This window comes from Pseudoalteromonas sp. UBA6610 (genome assembly GCF_002433295.1).
Classification (GTDB): domain Bacteria; phylum Pseudomonadota; class Gammaproteobacteria; order Enterobacterales; family Alteromonadaceae; genus Pseudoalteromonas; species Pseudoalteromonas atlantica.
This window is the reverse complement of the sequence record NZ_DJHW01000005.1, coordinates 1-18,717: the sequence shown is the minus strand read 5'-3', so window position 1 is coordinate 18,717 and position 18,717 is coordinate 1. Positions and strand designations below refer to the sequence as shown.

Sequence of the window (18,717 nt, the reverse complement as noted above, 5' to 3'; positions counted from 1 at the left end):
ACAGATCCTTGTACTCACACCAACACGTGAGCTTGCGATCCAAGTTGCTGAGGCATTTGAACAATATGCAAAAGGTACTCGTGGTGTTGAAGTATTAGCACTGTACGGTGGCCAAAGCTACAGCATTCAATTAAGCGCACTTCGTCGTGGCGCACAAATTATTGTTGCTACTCCGGGTCGATTAATCGATCATATAAACCGTGGCACTATCAAGTTTGATGCTTTACAAGCACTTGTACTTGATGAAGCCGATGAAATGTTACGTATGGGCTTTATCGATGATGTTGAAAACATCATGGAAAAAACACCGCGCGAAAAGCAAACATGTCTTTTCTCTGCGACCATGCCTAAGCAAATTCAAAACATCAGCAGCAAATATATGAATAACCCTGAACAGGTTCATATTTCTGCGCGTAACTCAACTGTATCATCTGTTGAGCAAGTGTTTTGGAATGCACACGTACATAAAAACAAAGCCATTGTTCGTTTCTTAGAAGCAGAGCAATACGAAGGTGCTATTGTTTTCGTACGTACACGTAACGACACTGTGCAACTTGCTGAGTTACTAGAGCGCGAAGGTTTCTCTGCTGCGCCACTTAATGGTGACATGAACCAGCAAGCACGTGAACGCACGGTAGATCGCTTAAAAAGCGGTATGCTAAACGTTGTTATTGCAACAGACGTAGCAGCACGTGGTCTTGATGTAGACCGTTTAAGCTTAGTAATCAACTACGATATTCCACAAGACTCAGAAGCCTACGTTCACCGTATCGGCCGTACAGGTCGTGCTGGTCGTACTGGTAAAGCAATTTTATTTGTTAAGCATAACGAACGTTATTTACTTAAAAATATCATTCGTCATACTAAGTCTGAAATTGCACAGGTTGAGCTACCTACAGCTAAAGTAGTTGAAGAAAAACGTATTAATGCGTTAAAAGAAAAGCTTACGCTTGCTCTTGAAAACAAAGACATTACGTTCTTCAATGAAGTTGCTGCTAGCATGGCACAAAAACTAGACTTATCTTTAGAAGACCTAGCGGGTGCATTACTGTGTTTAGCACAGCAACAGTCGCCAATTAAAGTTGAAGAAGTTAAGATTCAACCTCGCAACGAGCGTAATACACGTAACGAGCGTGGCGATCGTAATGACCGTCGTCGTAACGAACGTGGTGACCGCCCTGAGCGTAAACCTCGCGAGCGTAACAGCCGCGATGCAGGCCCTATGGATACTTACCGTATCGAAGTGGGTCGTGAGCACGGTGTACAGGTTAAAAACATTGTTGGCGCGATTGCTAACGAAGCTGATATCTCAAGCAAGTTTATTGGTGACATTCGTCTACACGACAGTCACAGTACGGTACAATTACCGCAAAACATGCCTAAAGATGTACTTGATCACTTCCAAAAAGTGTTTATTTGTAAACGCCCAATGGGTATGACACTAACACAAGATCAAGGCCCAGCTGAGCCACGTGGTGAACGCGCTGAGCGCCCAAGTGGTGATAAAAAGCGTAGCTTTAACAAAGACAACCAACGCGGTGATAAGCGTGGCGGTCCTCGTAAAGAACGTCGCCCTGTGAGCTTCACATCTAACTAAGCTTTATAGCTTACGTTATAAAAAACCTTGCCACGAAAGTGCCAAGGTTTTTTTGTTTTAAAGCCACTGCTTTTGTAAAAAATAAAAATTCTGTAAACTAAGAAAAAACTATAATTCACGGATGAATTAAAATTGAAAAAATATTATGACAACTTGCTCTTTGCAGCAATAATAAGCTTTCCAATACTAAGCATTGCCATGCTTATGTTAATGGATTTTACCGATCCGCCATTTATCGAAAATAAAATTTATGAGGCTATTTTTTATATAGCGCTTCCTATTTTTTGCGGGGCATCATTTATCTATCTCCATGTACTTGTAATCAAAAAATATAGACGTTGCAGTGACTATAGAGAGCACCTTAAAGATAGCTTTTCAGATACAAAAATGAAGTTATCATTAATCTTCATCTACCCATTACTCCCTTTGTTAATCTATGCAACTCTCTATTTTTTACTCTCTGCCCCCATTGAGTTATGGGCTTACTACACGCAAGGCGATTATTGGTATAAGGAATATATCCTCACTGATGTACAAGAATGTGGGTCTGATTATGAAGATAGTTGTACTCGTTTATACTTTAAAGACCCTACAACTAACAAAACGCACGATTTTAGATGGTACGACGATAAGTCTACAATAATGAATAACAAAAACGATTATGTGTATATTGTTGGTGAGGCGAGTTTATTTGGCTATATAGTGAGAGAATTAGAAAGGTAATTAAAACTTCTTTTTACATGGCAGCAATTTTATATAAAAACCTCACTCAAGTGAGTGAGGTTCATAAATTAAGGTTTAAGTTAAGGTAACGCCGGATAAACGTAACTCGCATCTAACCCTAACGGAATACCGAGTGCCCAATACCCTAGCAAGAAAATACTCCAGCCAATCATAAACGCGATTGAGTAAGGGATCATAAGCGCGATGAGCGTGCCTATACCGGTATCTTTTACGTACTTTTGGCAGTACACCACAACCAATGGGAAATACGGCATAAGTGGGGTAATAATGTTTGAGCTAGAGTCTCCGATTCTGTAAGCTGCTTGGGTTAAATCGGGTGATATACCTAGCTGCATTAACATTGGTACAAAAATAGGTCCCAGTAACGCCCATTTTGCAGAGCTTGAGCCAACGAACAAGTTTACAAAGCCGGTTAAAAATATAATACCCACAACTGTTACCGCACTGGGCAACTCCATTGCTTTTAAAAGCTGCGCCCCTTCAATGGCCATTAATGCCCCTAAGTTAGACTTAGAAAACGCTGCAATAAACAACGCACAAAAGAACGCCATTACAATATAATAGGCCATGCCACTCATCGCGGTACTCATCGCATCTATCATATCTTTTGAGGTTTTAAAGGTACCAACGGTAAAACCATACACGGCACCGGGTATCCAAAATAATAAAAAGATTAAAGGCACGATAGATTGCATCAGGGGCGATCTAAAATTAGTTAGTGAGCCATCAGCACTGCGCATTGCTGAATCGGCAGGAGCGGATACAAACGCAAGTAAAGCAAGTCCTGCAATCATTACGCTACTGGCTATAAAAAAAGCGCGTTTTTCATCACTTTTAGCTTCATCAAACGCGGGTAAGTTTTGGGTGTCTTCATTAAGTGCTGTGTTTTTTAACCGAGGCTCTATTATTTTGTCAGTGATATACCAGCCTAATAACACAATAAATAAACTCGAGGCAGAAGTGAACGCCCAGTTATTAAGGGGGTTAATCGACATATCGGGGTTAATAATTTGCGCTGCACTTTGGGTAAAGCTTTGCAGTAATGGGTCTATTCCTGATGGAATAAAGTTAGCGCCAAACCCACCACTCACACCAGCAAATGCGGCTGCAATACCCGCTAATGGGTGTCGCCCTGCGGCAAAGAAAATAACACCCGCTAATGGGATCACTAATACGTAGCCAGCATCGGTTGCTGTATGGCTTACAATAGCTACCAAAATGACTGAAGGGGTTAGCAGTTGCCTTGGGGTAACTTTAAGCATTAGCTTAAGGCCTGTATTGATATAACCTGAGTGCTCAGCCACTCCCACACCTAACATGGCAACCAGTACCACCCCTAGCGGTGCAAAGCCTGTAAAGGTTTTTACCATGGAAGATAAAAATGAGGCGAGTGAGTCGCCCTCTAATAGGTTATTTACAACAATGGCTTGGCCTGTCCGTGGGTCTAACGCGTCAAAGCTCACCCCCGACAGTAACCACGAGCACAACCAAATAAGTAACATAGCGAATAAGAAAATAATCGCCGGATCGGGAAGTTTGTTACCAACTCGCTCCACAAAGTTTAAAAAACGCGCGATTAACCCTGTAGGTACCGCAGCTTGATTATTATTGTTCATTTAAAGCTCCCAAAATAGGTTTAAGTAACAATATACTATTAATGTGTAACAGTAAATTAACTAATAAATCTATTATGGGCACAAATAGAGCATAAAAAAACGCGGCTTCGTTATCGTCGCCGCGTTTTTATAATTGTGAACTAAACATTGGTTAAGCGAGGGCTTTCACCTCTTCCCAAAGCCTAACAACCAAGGTTTTATCTTCTTCGTTTAGCTCGCCATTACGGTATGCTTTTACTAAGCTTTGCTCCACGGTTTCGTTGAGCTCATCAATAGAGATTGTCAGCTCTTCTACTTCTGCATAGCCTACTGCAAGGTCGTAATGTCCGCGCAAGTAACCACCAGCGAACAGCTCATCATCTGTTGCTTTAATTACTAAATCATCAAAGTATTGCTGCGCAGCATCAATATAATTCACTAAACTCATTGTGTTACTTCTCCTGGTTTTCATAACCGACAGCATACATAATATGGTCGTTATAGCCGGTGGTTACTTTAATGTAACCTGTTAATTCATCATCTAAAGCGCTGTCGCCGGTGTCACAAATAAGTGGACGCCCGTTCAACGCGTGTAATTTGGTTTTAGTTGCCACCACAATAATGTTTTCTTTGCCGATGGTGCGAATAAGCTCCGGGCTTAGCTGCTGATTCCCTCGACCAAAAATATGGCCTTGCCCGCCTATTAATGTAATAACTAATTGAGTAGCTTGCCCGTGCGTGTACTCAAGTAGCTGTTTAGCAGTTAAGTCTTGCGCAACTAGGGTTTGATCTTTAATTAAATCTACGCCTAATAGAGTATTATCTAGCCCCATTTCTTGCATTATCGCTTCAACAGTTGAGCCACTACCCATAATGTAATAGGTGTCTTCATCCATTTCGCTCACCACATGCGCTGCAATGTCGGCAAGTACTAATTCGTCTGTTTCTTTACCACCATTTTTAACCGCTTGTACATAACGTACTTCGCTTGGTATTTGCATTTCACCGTAGCGCTTAGCTTTTACGGTGCCTTGCCTAAACGCCTCTTCATCAATATCCATTACATCGGCATCTGCAAGTGTAACTAGCTCGCCTTTTACAAGCATTTCTACTACGCGCCCTGCTGCTTTAGGTGTAATTGCATATACGCCAGAGTGAATTTTACAGCCAGCAGGTATACCCAGCACTGGTACGGTATCTTCTATGGCATGACAAATATTGCGCGCAGTACCATCGCCACCAGCAAACAGGACTAAATCTACGCCTAAATTTTTAAGTAGCTTTGCGCTAGCCTCTGTATCATCGGCGCTTGTTACGGTATTGGCGGTATAAACTACCTCAACATTAAAGCCTAGTCCGCGGGCTGCTTTTTCGCCCATATCGCCATTTACAGTATAAATTGTTAACTGCTCTTTATAGGGTACAAGTACTTCTAGGGCTGCCTGTGTGCGGCTGTTAGCTTTGGCTTGCGCCCCCAGCTCAATTGCTTTTGCAGCAGTGTTTTCGCCATCACTGCCTTTTAAAGCAACGCTGCCACCAAGTCCTGCAACAGGGTTAATAATTAAGCCTAACTTAAACTGCATTTTGTAACTCCTGAGGGTGGTCCCAATTAAATTGCTGAGCGGTTAACGGCCACGGTGTTTTATAAAAATCACTTAACGCTTTTAATAATGCGTGGGTACGTGCGTTAACCCCCTGCTCTAATAACATCAATACTTGCTGGTGTACTCGCGCCTGAAAGTCAAACCGGCAAGTTTGCTCACCGTTCAAGTTATCTACCGACACATTAAAATCAAAGCCAGCAGCGGTGCTGAGCAGCCACTCTATGGCTTGTGGTTTTATTTCTACGTTTTCAAATTCAGCTTGCTGCTGTTTATCTCGCCCATCTGGGCAGTACCAATACCCATAATCTTCAAGCTCTCTGCGTTTATTGCCAGCCACTAACCAATGCGCTATTTCATGTAGGGCACTGGCGTAAAAGCCGTGTGCAAATACAATTTGATTAAAACCATGGGTATTATTGGCAGGTAGATAAACAGGCTCATCATCGCCTTTTACTAAGCGAGTGTTATGGCTTTGATAAAAAACACTATCGAAAATAGATATAAGATCGGCTATGTGATGCATAAAAACTGATTAATTCGTCTCGGTTACAGCGCAAAATTAGCGCACTAAAAACGAGACGAATTGTACGGGCTTTTACCTTTAAAGTAAAAGTGATGAGCGAGTTATACCTCTACTCCCGCCTCATCGCACTGAACTATATCGGTTTCTGTAAGTGCTTGGGTTATCCACTTTTGCAAAACAGGGCAACGCATCACAAAATCACAATACTGCTGCGCCGCTGGGGATAAGGTAATCTGATACGTTTTTAAACGAAGTACAATGGGGGCGTACATCGCATCGGCAATACTAAAGTCGCCAAAAAACCATTCATTAGGAAACATATCTTGCTGCTGGGAAAATATCTCATCAATACGTTGAATATCTTTTAGTGCAGCACTTGATATCGTTACTTTACGTGTGGCTCTTATATTCATCGGCATTTCGTTTCTCAGTGCCATAAAGCCAGCATGCATTTCAGCGCTTAATGCGCGCGCTGTAGCTCGCTGAGTAATATATTTAGGCCACCCTGCTCCCGATAAATGGGCATCGTTAATATATTCACAAATTGCGAGCGAGTCCCACACTTGCAAATCACCATCAATTAACGCCGGCACTTTTTGAACGTGGAAGTGTTGTTTTAGTTCGTCGTAAAAGTCACTGGTGTCGAGCACAAGCTGGGTTTCGTCAAACGGGACATCAAATTTACTCATTAAATACCATGCGCGTAATGACCAGCTAGAATAGTTTTTATTACCGATAAATAATTGCATTTTGTATATACCAAAGTGAATAGGCTTCCCTACCTTACTAGGTGATTAAACAACCAACAACACTTTGTTTTTTATTCTTAATGTTAAATTTAAAGCCTCTAAAAAAACAGTATTACTATCAATTAGCTAACTGCGCATTTAAATGTTTTTTTAATAAACGGGTATTGCGGGTGTTGGCTTTAAAAAAAGCATCAAATATATCGCCAAAAAATGGAACTAAGCCGCCTACGAAATCAATCAGCATATTAATGATCATCTTCGTTTTTATGCGTTTACTTACGCCCAAACGCTGCGCCTCTACCAGTACATAGCTTGATAAAATAAGCCCTGCAGCATCCCCTATTACGGGTATTAAGCCAATCACCGCCTCTAGCCCTATGTTAAATTTAGTAAAAGGGATGCCAATGCTGCTATCGGTATAATGACTAAACTTTTCCAAACGTTTTAATGTTGATTCATATTCAGCATGCGAGAGGTTAGTTTGGATATTTTTACTCATAATAGCTACTTTTTATGTGAGGTTGTAATATATAAACACTAAGGATATTAATACTTAATGAATTATTAAAAACTAATGGAATACTTTCAACGATGAATTTAATATAAAAAATATTAGTACGCGTACAGAATAAATACGGAAACATCTGCCCAAAATATAAAGTACCCTCGGGAGTTAATAATCTATAAAGACTACTTATATAAAAGAAAAGTGCTAGAGGAAGAATTGCGTACTTTTATTAGTAATTAAGGCACCTTATAAAAACAGGTACAGTTCACTTTACATACATTTTTTTCTTAGTTAAAATCTAAGAAAATTATGCAAGGATTGCCTATGAATAAATCTATTTATTTACCTCGATTAGCCATCCTATTGATTCTTTTTTGTGCTATTGTTTTTCCGGCCCTTAGTCAAGGAGAAGATATGTTTAGCTGGTTCAGAAAAAAGAAAGAAGTATTTTTAAGCCCTGAAGTCAACGGCGTCGTCACTGAAAATGGCATACCAATTGCTGATTTAGAAATAATACGTTCATTAACATATATTGATGGCGTTGAACGACTTGATTCTGTAATGACAGGAGATGACGGACGATTTCATTTATCAAAGAAAACTATACTTTCTTCTATCCCGAATAAATTAATTTCCGAAGACCGTGTCCACCAGAAGATTTTTATTCGTAAAGATAACAACTTAGTTATTGGTTTGTGGGGGGCCACACAACCAGGCATTTCAGAGTTACCTGAATTCACCAAAAAGCTTGATTTTTTAAAGTGTGAAATAACTAATCAATTGGTCAGATTTGAATTTAAAAATAACACCAATAAATACCTCAATAGAACTGCAACAAGCATTTGCAGATGGGATGAAGATTACAATCCTACATGGGTTATGGAAAACGGTGAAGAAAAGTACGAAATCCATAATGGCGATTTAAATGATTTAACAGAACGTTTTACAGGGAAGAAGGTTGAACTATGAATAAAACAATATCACCAAGCACAGCTGCTTCTGTCGCGAATAGAGTTTATGATATAAGAAAAAGTTATGACTTCAGCGGAGAGTTTCATAATGACTTTGTGAGAAACTTTAAAGTGACTAACAATCAAATTCAGGGGGTTAGTGGTGGGCTAATAAATCAGCTTTTGAACCGTACGACAGGCTTCGCTTTAACTGCTGAAGGTGTTTCATCACAATTCAAAAACCACCATATTATTGGCATTCGTGGAACCGTTTTCTCATCTTGTGCAGATTGGCTAACTAACTTAAATGTTGCAACTACCCTTGGTCCTAAAAATTTGGAAGTACATTCAGGCTTCGAGAAAGCCTTCACTAGTATGGAACCCATGTTTAATTCTTATATAAAAAAGCATAAACCAGAATTTTTGCATATTGTAGGGCACAGTTTAGGTGGTGCAATTGCTCAGCTTACTGCTATCTGGGCTAGTAAAAAAGGTATACCTACTAATTTATATACGTTTGGTGCGCCTAGGGTGGTATTAAGTAATTCAATACATTCAGCAGCAAATAATATCGGTCAATATCGAGTTACTCATGGCGCCGACCCTGTTCCTTGTGTACCTGCCTGGCCATTCAGCCATACCTCTAATGAATACCAAACTGCTATGAATGAAGGATCTTTTTTTAGTCTTGCCGCACACTCTATGGAAAAAAGTGAACCTGGTTACGTCAATACCGTCGCTGCATACAGTGATTATGCAAGTATGGAAAATTCTTTGAAGACCCTACATCATAATCATACTGTTCTAAAGTATTCATCGCGTTATAACGTAACTTTTTCACTCAAGTGGCAACGAATAATTACAGACGGCTTAATAACTTTTTTAAAGAAAACAGGACAATACGCTTTTATTTCCGTCCAAGCGGGTTTAGGCCTCGGCCTAACTTTCTATGATACGCTTGCTCGATGTTTATTTGATTCTGTAGTCAAATTTGTAGAATTAACTGAAGAGTTAAAAGGCTTAATTGGTCATATGCTTGCATTTGTAGGGAAAAAAACTTACGAGGTTAAAGAACTAAGCAAACAGTTCATCAGGTGGGTGCTCGGTTTGATGATCAAAAAGCTTTATATGGTAGCAAAACAGGCAATTGATCTTATTTAAATTAAAATGGGCGCGGTTCGTAAAACCTAACCGCGCTCCCAGAAATCACTTAAACAGAGCCGTTTATCGGCCCATGTTCGTGGTTTACATGCGGATTTTGACCGCGTTGACGCAGTAAATGGTCCATTAATGTAATGGCCATCATTGCCTCAGCAATAGGGATTGCACGAATACCAACGCACGGATCGTGACGCCCTTTGGTGATCATCTCAACTGCCTCGTTTTCAGTATTAATGCTTTTACCTGGAATAGTGATACTTGATGTAGGCTTAAGCGCAATAGAGGCAATAATATCTTGCCCTGTAGAAATACCAGCAAGTACGCCACCCGCGTGGTTTGAGGTAAAGCCTTCTGGGGTTAACTCATCACGATGCTCTGAGCCTTTTTGCTCTACCACATCAAAGCCATCGCCAATTTCTACACCTTTAACGGCATTAATACTCATTAGTGAATGCGCAATCTCAGCATCTAGCCTATCAAACACAGGCTCGCCTAATCCTACCGGTACGTTGCTAGCCACTACTTTTACTTTAGCGCCCACTGAGTCACCTTGCTTTTTAAGGTCTCGCATGTACTCATCAAGCGCTTCTAGCTTACTTGCATCAGGGAAAAAGAATAAGTTGTTTTCAACTTCATCCCAATCGTAGCTTTCAGCTTTTATTGGCCCAAGTTGGCTTAAACATGCTTTTACTTCAATACCATGAAACTGCTTTAAGTATTTTTTAGCAATTGCGCCTGCCGCTACACGAATTGCGGTTTCACGCGCAGAAGAGCGACCACCGCCGCGATAATCGCGCAGGCCGTATTTGTGCCAGTAAGTGTAATCGCCATGACCTGGGCGAAACACATCTTTAATTTTACCGTAGTCTTTTGAGCGTTGATCGGTATTTTCGATAAGTAAACCAATGCTGGTGCCTGTGGTTTTACCTTCAAAAACGCCTGAAAGAATTTTTATTTGATCGTCTTCTCGGCGCTGCGTTGTATAGCGGCTTTGCCCAGGTTTACGACGGTCTAAATCAATTTGTAAGTCAGCCTCTGTGATCTCAAGGCCTGCGGGAGTACCATCTACAACACCGCCTAGGGCAACGCCGTGGCTCTCACCAAAGGTGGACACTTTAAACAACTGCCCTATGCTATTACCTGCCATTAACTTTCCTCATTCCTAATGACTACAAAAGTTGCCGAGCATACGCTCGGCCTAAAATTTATTTTGCAAAATACGTATCAAGCTGCGCTTTGCTTATTACAAATACACCTAAGCCGCCTTGCTCAAACTCAACCCACTCAAATGGTGCGCCCGGATACAAAGCATCCATATGTACCATAGAGTTACCAACTTCTACAAATAACAAACCGTTATCAGTTAGATGATTGCTAGCATGCTCTAAAATAGTACGTGTAACGTCTAAGCCATCATGCCCAGATGCTAAACCAAGCTCAGGCTCATGATGAAATTCTCGTGGTAAATCAGCCATGTCCTCAGCATCAACATACGGTGGGTTGGCTACTATTAGGTCATACTTTTGCCCTGGTACACCACTAAATACATCTGACTGAATAGGCAGTACACGGTCACTTAGCATATAGTCGTTTATATTTATATCTGCTACTTCAAGCGCTTCATACGAAATATCAACCGCATCTACTTGCGCCGTTTCAAACGCCTGAGCAAGCGCAATAGCAATACAAGCAGAGCCTGTGCATAAATCTAAAATACGGTTAACGCTTTGCGGCTGCTCAAGCCACGGTGAAAACTTATTAGCAATAAGTTCAGCAAACGGCGAGCGCGGAATAAGCACACGCTCATCAACATAAAATGGCATGCCCGCAAACCAAGCAATGTTTGTTAAATAAGGAACCGGCGTGCAGTCGTTTATACGCTCTGCGATTAACCCTGCTAGGCGGTTTTTTTCTGTGCTTGTTAACCGCGCATGCATTAACTCTTTGGGAGCATCAATAGGTAAACTTAGCGCAGGAAGTAATAAGCTAACTGCTTCATCCCACGCGTTATCTGTGCCATGTCCAAAAAATATTCCACTACTTGCAAATTGGCTTGTAGTCCAGCGTAACCAGTCATGTAACGTTGACAGTTCTGCAACAGCTTCATCAAGTGTTGCTTCTTCTATTTGTAAATCACTCATATTTTTTACCTGTTTTAGCTAACTGACTGTTTTGAGTCTTTGCGACGATTGCATTGCCTAACTGTGCTGAGCAAATTACAATTGCCCCTCACCTTTATATTGTACCGCCTTTTGCGCTGCGTTTTTACGTTTTTTTGTTTAGGTAAAATTTATGAAAAAAGACATCTCATCACAATCGTCCCTAAGCAATGACGACATTGACCTTTTTCGCCAAACAATTACAGGCGCTAAGGTGTTTAAACAAGATACCCATAGGTTTGATACAAAACCTAAGGTGTCACAAGCGAAGCAATTTGCCCAGCAAAAAAAGCAGGTTGAGTCTGAATTTTTCTTCTCTGACGAATATATTCCCGATATAGACACAAATAGCACCATTAATTACGTGCAAAATGGCCACGACTCTTTTTTAGCAAAACAGTTGCGACGCGGCGACTTTGCACCCGATTTAACACTCGATCTGCACGGGCTTAATAAAGAACGTGCAAAAGATGAACTTGCGGGACTTATTCACGAGTGCAAAAAACAGCATTATTACTGCGCGTGCATAGTGCATGGCATTGGCGAGCGTGTTTTAAAACACAAAGTACCGCAGTATTTGGTACAGCACCCCGATGTAATTGCCATGCATCAAGCACCGCTAGAATACGGCGGGCGCGGTGCCGTGCTGATTTTAATTGATTTACCACAAAGCGATGAGTTTAGACGCTAATTAAAGGAAGAATACGTGCAAATTTTTTCGATTATTTTTCCCTTAATTTTTATTGTCGCACTGGGCTACACCTGTTGTTATTTTAAATTTTTTAATCAGCAACATATTGCCGGCTTAAGTAAATTTACTTTTTATGTGAGCTTACCCGCCTTTTTAATGCTCAATATGTCGCAAATAAATTTGCATCAAAGTATTAGCCTCGAAGCATTTTTAAGCTTTTATATTCCTGTATTAGCGGTATTTGCTTTGGGCATACTTATTGATAGGTACTATTTAACTAAACAAGCCAATGCTGGAAATTATCAACAGCATAGTGTGTTTGGTCTTGCCGGTAGCTATTCAAATATGGTGTTAGTGGGTATACCCATTGTTATTGCTTCACTTGGCAAAGACATGATTGCTATCGCCTTTATGATCATCACATTTCATAGCACGCTGCTTTTTGCGTTAACTTATTTAATAGGCGCGAAAGGAAACACAGCTGACTTCTCGTGGGCAAAATTTGCTAAAAACATGGTCCTTAACCCTATAGTGTTAAGTATTGGCTGTGGATTACTTTTAAATGTGTCGGGAATTACATTATTTGCGAATTTAGCCAATGCCTTAGAGCTACTCGCCAGCCCTGCTATTGCATGTGCTTTATTTGTGTTAGGCGCTAATTTGGTGTTTTATAAGGTGGCAGCAAATTGGCAGCCGGCCCTTATTTCTTCACTGTTAAAAATACTGATTTTGCCTGCTGCTGTGTGTGTAGCAGCTACGTGGGTGTTTGTACTAGATACGCAAATTCGTAACGTACTGGTATTGCTAAGCGCCTCGCCTGTTGGCGTTAATGCGTATTTAATTGCAAGCCAATTAAATACGCATCAAGTTACGCTCGCCGGTGCAGTGGTGCTTTCAACGGTGCTTAGTGTTGTAAGCTTTTCGTTTTGGCTTGCAGTGCTTTTATAAAATCGCTTATTTAAGTGCGGCCACTACCGAAATTTCGACCAATAGCGCATCGCGCGCCATTTTAGCTTCAACACAGGCGCGTGCTGGTGCATAACCTTCTGGCACCCACGCATCCCATACAGCATTCATATCGGCAAAATATTCCATGCTCTTAACGTAAATAGTTGCGCTTAGCATATGCTTTTTAGAACTCCCCGCCTGCTCAAGTAAGGCCTCTACTTTGTCGAGCATAGTTTGCGTTTGCTCTGTAATGTTTTGCTCTGCATCGCTGCATACTTGTCCGCATAAATAAACGGTTCCATTATGTTTAACTATACGGCTCATGCGCGCACCCGTTTCAAGGCGTTCTATACTCATCGTTATCTCTTTTCTCTATATGTTGGCAGGCGCGTTAATATTTACATATTCACTGCGCTGTGAGGTTTCGTCATACTGAATTACAGCAACTGCTGCGGTGTTAAAAATAGGCATATTACCCGGGCTGAGCTGATCAACTATATAGCTCACAATAGGCATATGGGCGACCACTAACCAGGTATTACACTGAGGATGCATGGCAATAAGTGTTTCTAAATAATCAGCTGCTATTTGTGGCTTTCCCTCGGGGATTATGTCGCTACAGGTTTCACTAAATTTAAATACATTGTTTTTTTCAACTTCTTTAGCCGTTTGCTGCGCGCGCGAGTAAGGACTTACCAATAACGCATCAACAGAAAAGTGTTTGTGTAGCCATAAGCCCATTTTTTCTGCTTCTGCATGGCCTTTCGGTGTTAGGTTTCTTGCTGCGTCGTTAGCTTGCATCGGTGTCGCTTCGCCGTGGCGCATAATTAAGATTGTTTTCATAAAAAATCAACCAATTAAAGAATATAAAACAGTAGCCAGTTTGCTCGAATTTCCGCTATATTAATAACTCAAACCTATTTATTTTCTTAAAATAGTTCTTTCATGATGTTCAGGTAAATAGCATTGCATTCCTGAAGTTATCATCTGTTGTTAACAATTATACGTTTAGTTTCAGGAGCATCATTTGAAAATCAGCACTAATGATAACAGAGCTTACCGCACACTAACACTGGACAATGGTCTAAAAGTACTTTTAGTGCACGATCAAGACTCAGCAAAAGCTGCCGCATCCATGGCTGTTAACGCTGGTCACTTTGATGATCCGCTTGATAGACAAGGCCTAGCGCACTTTTTAGAGCATATGTTGTTTCTAGGCACTGACCTTTATCCTGAATCAGGAAGTTTTAATAATTTTGTCTCGCAGTCTGGTGGCAATACCAACGCGTGGACTGGCACAGAGCATACCTGCTATTTCTTTGATATTAATAACCATCATATTGAAACAGCATTAGCGCAATTTAGTCGGTTTTTTATAGCGCCCAAACTAAACCCCGCTGAAACAGAAAAAGAACGTAATGCTATTGAGGCTGAGTTTAAATTAAAAATTAAAGACGATGGCCGTCGAATTTATCAAGTGCATAAAGAAACGGTTAACCCAGAACATCCTTTTGCCAAGTTCTCAGTGGGAAACTTGCAAACATTAGCAGATAGAAAGCGCTGTATTAGTGATGAATTACGTGACTTTTTTAATCAGCATTACCAAGCTCAGTGGATGACTTTAGTGATTTGTGCCAATGAGTCATTAGATACACTTGAGGCATGGGCAACCCAGTATTTCTCCCAGATAAAGGGAGATAAACACCAATTAAAGCCACCTATAGAAGCGCCGCTTTATCGCAGCCAAGACTTGGGTAAGTTGCTTCATATTGAACCACACAAACATGTACAAAAGTTGATTATTAGCTTTGCCATGCCAAACATTGACGATTTTTATCGTCATAAAACGGTCAGCTTTATTGCGCACTTACTAGGTTATGAGGGGCAAGGCTCGTTGTATTCTGTGCTTAAAGAGCAAGGTTGGATCAATGCCCTCTCTGCAGGTGGCGGAATTAATGGCAGTAATTTTAAAGACTTTAATATTAGTATGGCGCTGACCGATGAAGGCATTGAATACTTCGAAGATATTATTGAAATGGTGTTTGAATACATTTGTTTAATTAATAACAACACCAGTAAACTACCTCGCCTATATCAAGATAAGCAAAAACTATTACAAATCGCATTTGATAACCAAGAAAAGTCACGCCTAATTGACTGGGTCAGTAATTTAAGTATTAACATGCAACATTACGATGAAGTTAATTACTTACAGGGTGACTATTTAATGGAGGGCTTTAAAGCCAGCACGCATGAAATGGCTATGCAGTGGTTAACTCCGCACAACATGCGTTTAGTGCTTATTCATCCTGATGTAGAGCCTGAACACACAGCTGCTTGGTATAACACCCCCTATAAAATTGAAAAATTGTCGCTACATTGGCTCGAAGCACTTGCACAGATTAGCCAGCCACAAAGTGAAATGCTATTGCCCACGGCTAATCCTTATTTAGCTAAAGATGTCATTTTATATCCGGTTGAATCACAGCAACGACATCCAACATTACTGGTAAAAGAAGCAGGCTTTGACTTTTGGTTTAAACAAGACGCCACCTTTAGAGTCGCCAAAGGGCATTTTTATTTAGCCATGGACTCTGACTTTGCAGTAAAAGATGTGAAACATATGGCACTGACGCGGTTATTTTCAGATTTATTCATGGACAGTGTTGGCGAACAGTTTTACCCAGCGGAACTTGCGGGCTTAAGTTATCACTTAACCTCTCATCAAGGTGGCTTAACGCTTCACACTGCGGGGCTTTCTTCAAGCCAACTCGAATTAGTCGATCAGCTGATTGATGCACTATTTAACGTAAAAATTTGTGCCAAACGCTTTGCAGAATATAAAAAGCAATTAGTTAGACACTGGCGTAATAGCAATCAAAACAAACCCGTTAGTGAGCTATTTAGTATTTTAGGCGCTAAAATAATGCCGTGGAATCCTCAGCCTGACGAGTTAGCAAATGCACTCAAAGACACCTGTTTCCATCAGTTTAATGAATTTAGACAAGCGTTTTTTAATGCCCTTCATGTTGAGTCTTTTTTACATGGTAATTGGCAACAAAATGATGCGCTTGAGTTTCAAAAGAAGGTCGCCCAGCACCTTAAAAAATCAGCCGTTATCGACGATTTAAAGCGCCCACTTTATGAAATCACTAAAGTGACCCGCTACGAGCTTGAACTTGCCTGCAGCGATAATGCCATGGTGATTTACTACCAAGCACAAAGCGATGATGTTAATGAAAAAGTGAAAATGATGGCGCTGAATCATTTAATTAATCAAGATTACTTTAATGAACTCAGAACCACGCAACAACTCGGTTATTTAGTAGGGGCAGGATACGCTCCTTTTAATACCCGTGCTGGTATTGCCTTTTATATACAATCACCAAAATTTGAGCCCACCACGTTACTGCACAGGCATAATTTATTTATTAGCCAGTATTTAGCAACAATTAATGAACTAACAGAACAAGACTGGCTGCAACAAAAACATGGATTAACAACCCATATTGCTGAAAAAGACAAAAATTTGCGTTTACGTTCACAACGTTTATGGCTTGCTATAGGTAATGGCGATCATCGGTTTAATATGCAGCAACGCCTGCTGGATTCTTTAAACGCATTAACGCTTGAAGATTTAAAAGCCTACGCCGCTGAAATTTTTAATGCAGATCGCCCAAGATATGAGCTTTTAAGTGCCAAATCTGTGAATTTGTCTGAGAAACTACCACTTTATTCGCATTCTCTTTGACTCTTGCTCGCGCTTGATTTAGATTGTCTTTTGTTAATAAGAAGTAAGACAATGAAAAAAATAAAAATAATAAAATACATTCTATTGTTGGCCTCTTTGGCCACAGCCTACTCAGCGAGTGCATTCGAGTCATCGTTTAACTTGAATTTAAATGCGTTGGTCGTGAGCGTGTGCGCAATAATGTCGTTAGTTGTGGTTTATTTGTTAACGATTGTTCACTCACTCAAGCGTTCACACTCTCAATTACAGCTTTCTGAAAAACGATTAAAAAGTACCGTAGAAGGCAGTGGTGATACTCTATGGGATTGGAATATCAAAACCGGTAAAGTTATTCGTATCAATGACAAATACGTGATGAATAGTAATAACCTAGTAGAATTTCCACCGAATAAAAGCTTGATCCACCCCCGCGATTTAACCCATGTTGATTACCTACTAAAAAAACACTTTGCCGAAGAAAGTACTTTTTTTGAAGCAACTTATCGTATTAAAGACAGCTTTGGTAAATGGCACTGGGTGCTCGACCGCGGAAAAATCATTGAAAAAGACGCTAACCTTAGCCCACTGAGAATGACTGGCACAGTCAGAGATATCTCGCAATTAAAATCAACGGAAGATCGACTTAACTTATTTGCAAAATGTGTTGAGTCACTCACTGATGCGCTGGCCATTTATGATAAAGACTTTAGGCTTGTAGATATTAATCCCAGCTTTTTAACTTTGTTTGGCGGCGTACGCGAGCAATACCTTAAAAAAGAATTTCATTTAGCCGGTTACGACAAAAGCTATATAGAATCCATAAAAAATACCGTTAGAAAGCACGAACATATTCAAGAAGAAGTAAAGCTTCGCAATAGCGATCATGCTCTGCTGCCATTTGAAATTTCAATAGATGAAATTAAAAACGCACAAAATCAAATAACAAATTATGTGGTGGTGTATTCTGATTTAACCGAGCGTAAAAAAACGGAGTCAGAGCTCAATAATTTATCAAACATAGATCGCACCACCAGCTTACCTAACCGTAATTTGTTTTTTTCTGACTTACAAAAACTCGCAAAGCAGCACTCTCATCATGCATTACTCGTATTTGATTTAGATAACTTTAAAAAGATAAACGACTCATTAGGCCATCAATTAGGTGATAGTTTACTGGCAAAGCTTGCTATGCGTTTAAATAAGCTCACCCGTGAAAATGACGTATTTTATCGCCTTGGCGGCGATGAATTTGCGCTAGTTATGTCAAACACCAACGATATTCTCACTATCACTCGCATGGCTAAACAGTTTTTGGCGGCCATAGCTACACCATTTAAAATGGCAGGCCATGAACTTGCTATCACCTCAAGCGTTGGTATAGTGTTGTTTCCCGAAGATGGTAACACCCCCGAAATACTATTAAAGAACGCCGATACTGCGATGTATCATGCTAAAAAGAAAGGCAATAGCTACCTGTTCTTTAATGACACCATGAACCGCCAAGCAGTAAAACGACTGCAAATAGAAAACCTAATGCGCTTTGGCTTAAAAGAAGATCATTTTGAGGTGTATTACCAGCCTAAAATGAATATTCGTACTGGTAAGCTTGCTGGAATGGAAGCGTTGGTACGTTTTATTACCCCGAAAAAGGGGGTTATTAGCCCAGGGGTATTTATTCCAATTGCCGAAGAAACAGGGCAAATTATTGAAATTGGTGAAGTAGTTTTAAACAAAGCTTGTCGCGATGTAAAACAGTGG

18 protein-coding genes are annotated in these 18,717 nt (G+C 40.4%); 8 read left to right on the top strand and 10 right to left on the bottom strand.

Annotated features, from left to right (window positions below):
- On the top strand, positions 1-1,597 hold a 1,597-nt coding region (locus B4F91_RS00745), incomplete at its 5' end, for a DEAD/DEAH box helicase (protein WP_288635322.1).
- Positions 1,598-1,729: 132 nt separating this feature from the next.
- A complete protein-coding gene (locus B4F91_RS00740; RefSeq protein WP_286936739.1) occupies positions 1,730-2,320 on the top strand; it encodes a hypothetical protein in 591 nt (196 codons plus the stop codon).
- Between the two features lie 80 nt (positions 2,321-2,400).
- On the opposite strand, the gene B4F91_RS00735 is transcribed toward B4F91_RS00740, so the two are convergent.
- The 6 genes from B4F91_RS00735 to B4F91_RS00710 form a co-directional block, all read right to left on the bottom strand.
- Complete coding sequence (locus B4F91_RS00735) at positions 2,401-3,957, bottom strand: AbgT family transporter (RefSeq protein ID WP_121637194.1); 1,557 nt, start codon at positions 3,955-3,957, stop codon at positions 2,401-2,403.
- Positions 3,958-4,108: 151 nt separating this feature from the next.
- Entirely contained in the window at positions 4,109-4,384 is a 276-nt protein-coding gene (locus tag B4F91_RS00730) for a YfcL family protein (RefSeq protein WP_004587288.1), read from the bottom strand.
- A 4-nt stretch (positions 4,385-4,388) separates the two neighbouring features.
- Complete coding sequence (locus tag B4F91_RS00725) at positions 4,389-5,519, bottom strand: ATP-NAD kinase family protein (protein ID WP_286740597.1); 1,131 nt, start codon at positions 5,517-5,519, stop codon at positions 4,389-4,391.
- Positions 5,509-6,063 carry an elongation factor P hydroxylase gene (locus B4F91_RS00720; protein ID WP_286936741.1) on the bottom strand — a complete coding sequence of 185 codons (555 nt, stop codon included), beginning with the start codon at positions 6,061-6,063 and terminating at the stop codon, positions 5,509-5,511. The genes B4F91_RS00725 and B4F91_RS00720 overlap by 11 nt, the downstream gene beginning before the upstream one ends.
- Before the next feature lie 101 nt (positions 6,064-6,164).
- Positions 6,165-6,812, bottom strand: a complete 648-nt coding sequence (locus B4F91_RS00715) for a glutathione S-transferase family protein (protein ID WP_286936742.1) — start codon at positions 6,810-6,812, stop codon at positions 6,165-6,167.
- Between the two features lie 118 nt (positions 6,813-6,930).
- Positions 6,931-7,311, bottom strand: a complete 381-nt coding sequence (locus B4F91_RS00710) for a DUF4112 domain-containing protein (RefSeq protein WP_096739925.1) — start codon at positions 7,309-7,311, stop codon at positions 6,931-6,933.
- A gap of 333 nt (positions 7,312-7,644) precedes the next feature.
- Here B4F91_RS00710 and B4F91_RS00705 point away from each other — a divergent pair, with 333 nt between their 5' ends.
- Entirely contained in the window at positions 7,645-8,289 is a 645-nt protein-coding gene (locus B4F91_RS00705; RefSeq protein WP_138577462.1) for a DUF6795 domain-containing protein, read from the top strand.
- Positions 8,286-9,431: a lipase family protein gene (locus B4F91_RS00700; protein ID WP_138577464.1), complete on the top strand. Its 1,146-nt coding sequence runs from the start codon at positions 8,286-8,288 to the stop codon at positions 9,429-9,431. The genes B4F91_RS00705 and B4F91_RS00700 overlap by 4 nt, the downstream gene beginning before the upstream one ends.
- A gap of 49 nt (positions 9,432-9,480) precedes the next feature.
- Here the strand turns inward: B4F91_RS00700 and aroC are convergent, their stop codons facing one another.
- On the bottom strand, positions 9,481-10,578 hold the full coding sequence (aroC, locus tag B4F91_RS00695; RefSeq protein WP_024031890.1) for a chorismate synthase: 1,098 nt from the start codon (positions 10,576-10,578) through the stop codon (positions 9,481-9,483).
- A 58-nt stretch (positions 10,579-10,636) separates the two neighbouring features.
- Complete coding sequence (gene prmB / locus B4F91_RS00690) at positions 10,637-11,572, bottom strand: 50S ribosomal protein L3 N(5)-glutamine methyltransferase (protein ID WP_004587294.1); 936 nt, start codon at positions 11,570-11,572, stop codon at positions 10,637-10,639.
- A 151-nt stretch (positions 11,573-11,723) separates the two neighbouring features.
- Between prmB and smrB the strand changes: the two genes are divergently transcribed.
- Positions 11,724-12,281 (top strand): endonuclease SmrB, encoded by a 558-nt coding sequence (gene smrB, locus B4F91_RS00685; RefSeq protein ID WP_024031888.1) that lies wholly within the window; start codon positions 11,724-11,726, stop codon positions 12,279-12,281.
- Between the two features lie 15 nt (positions 12,282-12,296).
- Entirely contained in the window at positions 12,297-13,229 is a 933-nt protein-coding gene (locus tag B4F91_RS00680) for an AEC family transporter (protein ID WP_055253036.1), read from the top strand.
- Between the two features lie 6 nt (positions 13,230-13,235).
- Here B4F91_RS00680 and B4F91_RS00675 read toward each other — a convergent pair whose 3' ends face one another.
- Positions 13,236-13,586, bottom strand: a complete 351-nt coding sequence (locus tag B4F91_RS00675; RefSeq protein WP_004587297.1) for a RidA family protein — start codon at positions 13,584-13,586, stop codon at positions 13,236-13,238.
- A 15-nt stretch (positions 13,587-13,601) separates the two neighbouring features.
- Positions 13,602-14,072, bottom strand: coding sequence for a phosphohistidine phosphatase SixA (gene sixA / locus B4F91_RS00670; protein WP_004587298.1), 471 nt, complete (start codon positions 14,070-14,072; stop codon positions 13,602-13,604).
- A 184-nt stretch (positions 14,073-14,256) separates the two neighbouring features.
- Between sixA and B4F91_RS00665 the strand changes: the two genes are divergently transcribed.
- Together B4F91_RS00665 and B4F91_RS00660 are read left to right on the top strand one after the other, a co-directional pair.
- Positions 14,257-16,980: an insulinase family protein gene (locus B4F91_RS00665; protein ID WP_288635321.1), complete on the top strand. Its 2,724-nt coding sequence runs from the start codon at positions 14,257-14,259 to the stop codon at positions 16,978-16,980.
- A 51-nt stretch (positions 16,981-17,031) separates the two neighbouring features.
- Positions 17,032-18,717: diguanylate cyclase domain-containing protein (locus B4F91_RS00660; RefSeq protein ID WP_288635320.1), on the top strand; the 1,686-nt coding region annotated here is incomplete at its 3' end.

Coding starts and splice junctions, on each gene's coding strand:
- prmB (WP_004587294.1), bottom strand. CDS start 11,572: ATGAGTGATTTACAAATAGAAGAAGCAACACTTGATGAAGCTGTTGCA.
- B4F91_RS00735 (WP_121637194.1), bottom strand. CDS start 3,957: ATGAACAATAATAATCAAGCTGCGGTACCTACAGGGTTAATCGCGCGT.
- B4F91_RS00710 (WP_096739925.1), bottom strand. CDS start 7,311: ATGAGTAAAAATATCCAAACTAACCTCTCGCATGCTGAATATGAATCA.
- B4F91_RS00715 (WP_286936742.1), bottom strand. CDS start 6,812: ATGCAATTATTTATCGGTAATAAAAACTATTCTAGCTGGTCATTACGC.
- B4F91_RS00730 (WP_004587288.1), bottom strand. CDS start 4,384: ATGAGTTTAGTGAATTATATTGATGCTGCGCAGCAATACTTTGATGAT.
- B4F91_RS00725 (WP_286740597.1), bottom strand. CDS start 5,519: ATGCAGTTTAAGTTAGGCTTAATTATTAACCCTGTTGCAGGACTTGGT.
- aroC (WP_024031890.1), bottom strand. CDS start 10,578: ATGGCAGGTAATAGCATAGGGCAGTTGTTTAAAGTGTCCACCTTTGGT.
- B4F91_RS00700 (WP_138577464.1), top strand. CDS start 8,286: ATGAATAAAACAATATCACCAAGCACAGCTGCTTCTGTCGCGAATAGA.
- B4F91_RS00720 (WP_286936741.1), bottom strand. CDS start 6,063: ATGCATCACATAGCCGATCTTATATCTATTTTCGATAGTGTTTTTTAT.
- B4F91_RS00705 (WP_138577462.1), top strand. CDS start 7,645: ATGAATAAATCTATTTATTTACCTCGATTAGCCATCCTATTGATTCTT.
- smrB (WP_024031888.1), top strand. CDS start 11,724: ATGAAAAAAGACATCTCATCACAATCGTCCCTAAGCAATGACGACATT.
- sixA (WP_004587298.1), bottom strand. CDS start 14,072: ATGAAAACAATCTTAATTATGCGCCACGGCGAAGCGACACCGATGCAA.
- B4F91_RS00675 (WP_004587297.1), bottom strand. CDS start 13,586: ATGAGTATAGAACGCCTTGAAACGGGTGCGCGCATGAGCCGTATAGTT.